Raw genomic sequence first — 4,654 nt, forward strand, 5'->3', positions numbered from 1 at the left:
ATTTGCCAACAAGGGACCTGAGCAGCTATTATAATCTGCCGCCTAACTATGATCCTTATACCGCTACAGGCGCATTCAACTTTTCGCCGCTTATCCAGTATAATCCATATGCCTTGCTGGCGCAGAAATACAACGCGGCAACAGCTAACCTGATTGGCAACATGAGCCTGAGATACCGGGTATTGCCAGGATTGAACTTAAAAGCAAACCTGGGCTATACGGCTTTGAACTTTGATCAGAATATGCAGACACCCGCTTCAACGGTGAACCCGTCGTACAATGCGGTGATCAGCAGTGCAGTGTTTGGAGCTACCTCTGCAAGGTCTTATATTGCGGAACCCCAGCTGGAATATACAAAGGAGCTTGGAAAGGGTAACCTGACCGCTTTACTTGGAACTACTTTTCAATCCAATACCAGTATCACCAATACCACATTCGGTACCAACTACAGCAACGACGCCTTGTTAGGCAGTATGGCTGCGGCAGGAACACTTTCTGCCAGAACTACCTACGATAATTATAAATTCACTTCTGTTTTTGGAAGGGTTACCTATAACTGGCAGGGAAAATATATCCTGAACGGAACCATGAGAAGAGACGGATCGTCCCGTTTTGGATTGAACAATCAGTTTGGCAATTTCGGCGCCATTGGTGCGGCATGGGTATTTTCAGAGGAACAGTTTGTGAAGGAGCATCTTTCCTTTCTGAGCTTTGGTAAATTACGCGGAAGCTACGGTGTCACAGGAAATGATCAGATAGCCAACTATCAGAATCTCTCTACTTACGCCGCCAGCGGATCTACCAGCGGTTACCAGGGAACAACGATACAAAATCCGTCAAGACTGGCCAATCCCGACATTCAATGGGAAAGTAACAAAAAAGCAGAACTGGCCCTGGAACTGGGCTTCCTGAAAGACAGGATACAGTTTTCCGCCGCTGCTTACAGAAATACGGTGGGCAACCAGCTGTTGTATATTTCAACACCCGGACAGGTGGGCTTTACCAGCTATCTGGGTAACTTCCCCGCCACCATACAGGCACAGGGACTGGAATTTGAACTGAATACGAAGAATATTGAAAGAAATGATTTCAGGTGGTCAACGTCGTTCAATTTTACTATCAACCGGTCGAAGATCTCCAAATTTGACAACCTTGCCAGTTTAAATTTCTATGCCAACCAGTTTATGGTAGGCTACCCGGTACCATTCAGCAGGCAGTATATTTTTAACGGTATAGACCCCGCCACGGGGATGATTACCTACCAAACAGCTAATGCCAATGGTATTCCATCTTACCTGGTAGATCAGCAGCCAACACCTGTAGGCACTCCCTACTATGGTGGGTTGAGTAATACTTTTACCTATAAACGGTTTGAGTTCGGTTTCTTCTTCCAGTTCAAACATCAGAATGGTTATATCAATAGCGTAACCGGATCACTCGGGTCTTTAAACAACCAGAACACCACTACGCTGGACCATTGGAGGCAAAAGGGCGATAACACGCAATTTGGCGCTCCTACTGCCAATTCCAGCAACCCGGCTTACAATGCTTATAGTTTCTATTATAACAGTTCCACCGCCTTCTTTGGCGATGCTTCCTGGCTGAAGCTGAAAAATGTGAACCTGGCTTATAATTTTCCGAAGCGCTGGATCGCTGCTGCCAAACTCTCTAACCTGAGGGTATACGGGCAGGCACAGAACCTCTTTTCAATATCGAAATTCAAAAACGCCTACGATCCGGAAATGGGAGCGGGGCAGGGCGGCGGACCGGGAATGCCGGCGCTGCGCACCATCGTTTTTGGTTTGAATGCTTCTTTTTAATACTAAAATTGACATCAACATGAAATTATTCTCCATACATACTATCTGCCGGGTTTTAATACCGGGTATATTGCTCACCACTGCTTCCTGTAAAAAATTTATAGAGGTAGATGTTCCCATTGACCAGGTAAGCTCCGATAAGGCTTTCCTCAATGATGCCACCGCACTTAGTTCTGTGCTGGGCCTGTATGCAAATAACAATATGCTTGCCTCCAGTGGAAGCACAGAAAACTCTTTACTGGGTGCGGCTACCGCCCTGGGCGGGGCAGCGGCGGATGATATTTACCTGAGTTCCTCCACTTACCTGGACGAGTTCAAAACCAATACCATCACCGTCGGCAGCGGGTATGTAAATAATACCTGGAACTATGCGTACGCGGTTATTTTCGCGGCCAATTCAGCTATTGAAGGACTGAATGCCTCTACCGGCGTGTCTGCCGGCGTAAAACAGCAACTGCTGGGGGAAACCTATTTTATGCGCGCCTTCATTTATTTTTATCTCACCAATTTATATGGAGATGTGCCCATGGTCACCAGCACAGTGAACAGTGTGAATTTAACCCTGCCCAGGGCGCCACAGGCGGAGATTTACCAGATGATCATCAGTGACCTGAAAACAGCGCAGGAGAACCTGGCTGATGCCTATCCTTCCGCACAACGTGCAAGGGTTAACAAAGCGGCAGCAGCGGCACTTCTCTCCCGTGTGTACCTGTACACCAAAGATTACGCAAATGCGGAAGCGCAGGCAACCGCCGTTATTAACAACGGCAGCTACAAACTGGAAAGCCTGGACAGTGCTTTCTTCAATACCAGCAACGAAGTGATCTGGCAGCGTTTTACCTTTTACGGGTACACCGTTTTCGGGCTTAACTTCGTGCCATCCGGTACCAGTCCCAACTACGTGCTCTATCCTTCGCTGGCAGCCAGTTTTGAGCCGGGCGATGCGCGCATGGACAAATGGATGAAACCCCTCCCCATAGGCAATGTTACCTACTACTATCCCTACAAGTATAAGCTGCGTAACGCCACCGCAGGCAACGAGTATAATGTGCTGCTCCGCCTGGCGGAACAATACCTGATCAGGGCAGAAGCCAGAGCGCAGCTCGGTAAGATAACAGGCGCCGGCAGCGCTGCTGAAGACCTGGATATGGTAAGAACACGTGCAGGATTACCAGGCACCGCTGCTGCCAGTCAAAGCTCCATGCTGCTCGCCATTGAAAAGGAACGGGCGCATGAATTGTTCGCTGAACTGGGTCACCGCTGGTTCGACTTAAAAAGAACAAACAGGGCTACTGCTGTGCTGGGCCCGCAAAAACCAACCTGGAAGGCTACCGCGGCTTTATTCCCGATACCGGCCAACCAGATCCTTTATAATAGCAACCTGACTCAGAATGAAGGGTACAAATAACCTGTAAATAAAATACACCAACCATGACCATGCTAAGAAAACTAAACAGGCAAATACGTTTGCTAACAGCCATCATTTGTTGTGCCGCCGGGGTGCAGGCACAACAACCTGCCGTAAAAGTTAAAACGCTTGGTGAGCCGGCGCCTTCTCTTTATATCTCCAACTGGATAAAAGGAGATAAAGTAACGGCATTCGAAAAGGGCAAAGTGTATGTGGTTGAATTTTGGGCTACCTGGTGCAAACCCTGTATTGCGGGAATGCCTCACCTGTCGGAGCTGGCGGAAAAATATAAGAAAGATGTAACGGTATTGGGCGTAAGCATCCATGAGCGCAAAGAAACCACGCTCCCTGTTATAGAAAAATTCGTTGCAGGAATGGGGGATAAGATGAAGTATAACGTAGCCACAGAACAGAACAACCTGATGGCGGAAAACTGGATGAAAGCCTATGGTGAGCGTGGCATTCCTTATTCATTTGTGGTGGATCAGCAGGGAAGAGTGGCCTGGGCCGGCGCTCCTAAAAACCTGGATAAAGTGCTGCCCCAGGTGGTTGCTGGTACCTGGGATGTTAAAGAGGCAGCGGAGAAAAGAAAGGAATGGCAACGGCTGTCTGTTATAGATAACAACAGCATACCTGTAATGAATACTTTTATGGGCAATCCCGGGAATCCAACAGGCGCCCTGAAAAAAATTGACAGCATCCTTGCTGAAAACCCCGGGCTTAAATATTATCCCAAAGTAGGCCACTTTACTTTTTACGCTTTGCTGAAAACTGATCCGGAAAAGGCCGTTGAATTTGGGAAGGAATGGCTGAAGCACAACGACTATCCCCCATTTTCAACCGTTACGGATGCGGTAACAGGAAAGAAAAACCTTCCCGCATCCGCTTATGTTTTAGCTGCCGGATGTTACCAGGCGCAGCTCGATCTTTACCCCTGGAGTATGGATTTTCCAGCCACCTACAAAAAAATGGCGGAGCTGTATACACAGGCAGGCGATAAAAGCAAAGCCGCTGAAATGCTGAAAAAGGCAGATTCGGCGGTGGCAGAAAAAACCACTCATTAATTAAATCTCAGAAAATGAAGTACCTGAAAATATGGCCCGTGTTGCTCCTCCTGGTTACAACGGCGGCCTTTTCACAGCAGCGCCGGGAGGTCGATCCTGCACTTGCTGCACTGCTAAACCAGAAGGATTCCGTTCAACTGCAAAACAGCCTGGAAGCACTTTCCAAAAGTGAACGGGAAAATGACCTGAACCTGTTGGAGACCTATTATAACACCATACGGGATCAAAATAAAAGAGACGCTGTTTCCCGGCTTGCCATCCGGAAATTTCCCAATGGCTTAGCTGCCTTTGACAGGGCTTTGGATGAGATCTATAATGAAACCAACGCTGCGGCGAATGAAGAAAAATACAGGCAACTGGTT

The 4,654-nt window shown here is 47.9% G+C and carries 4 protein-coding genes; all 4 read left to right on the top strand.

Features of this window, described 5'->3' with window-relative positions:
• Positions 1-1,820, top strand: a 1,820-nt coding sequence (locus tag VN105_RS15345; RefSeq protein ID WP_325642406.1) for a SusC/RagA family TonB-linked outer membrane protein, incomplete at its 5' end; no start/stop codon positions are given.
• Positions 1,821-1,839: 19 nt separating this feature from the next.
• Positions 1,840-3,228 (top strand): RagB/SusD family nutrient uptake outer membrane protein, encoded by a 1,389-nt coding sequence (locus VN105_RS15350; protein ID WP_325642407.1) that lies wholly within the window; start codon positions 1,840-1,842, stop codon positions 3,226-3,228.
• A gap of 23 nt (positions 3,229-3,251) precedes the next feature.
• Positions 3,252-4,292 (top strand): TlpA family protein disulfide reductase, encoded by a 1,041-nt coding sequence (locus VN105_RS15355; RefSeq protein WP_325642408.1) that lies wholly within the window; start codon positions 3,252-3,254, stop codon positions 4,290-4,292.
• A gap of 14 nt (positions 4,293-4,306) precedes the next feature.
• Positions 4,307-4,654 (top strand): hypothetical protein (locus VN105_RS15360; RefSeq protein ID WP_325642409.1); only part of this gene is annotated, 348 nt, incomplete at its 3' end.

It is taken from the genome of Chitinophaga sp., assembly GCF_035564935.1.
Taxonomy (GTDB): Bacteria; Bacteroidota; Bacteroidia; order Chitinophagales; family Chitinophagaceae; genus Chitinophaga.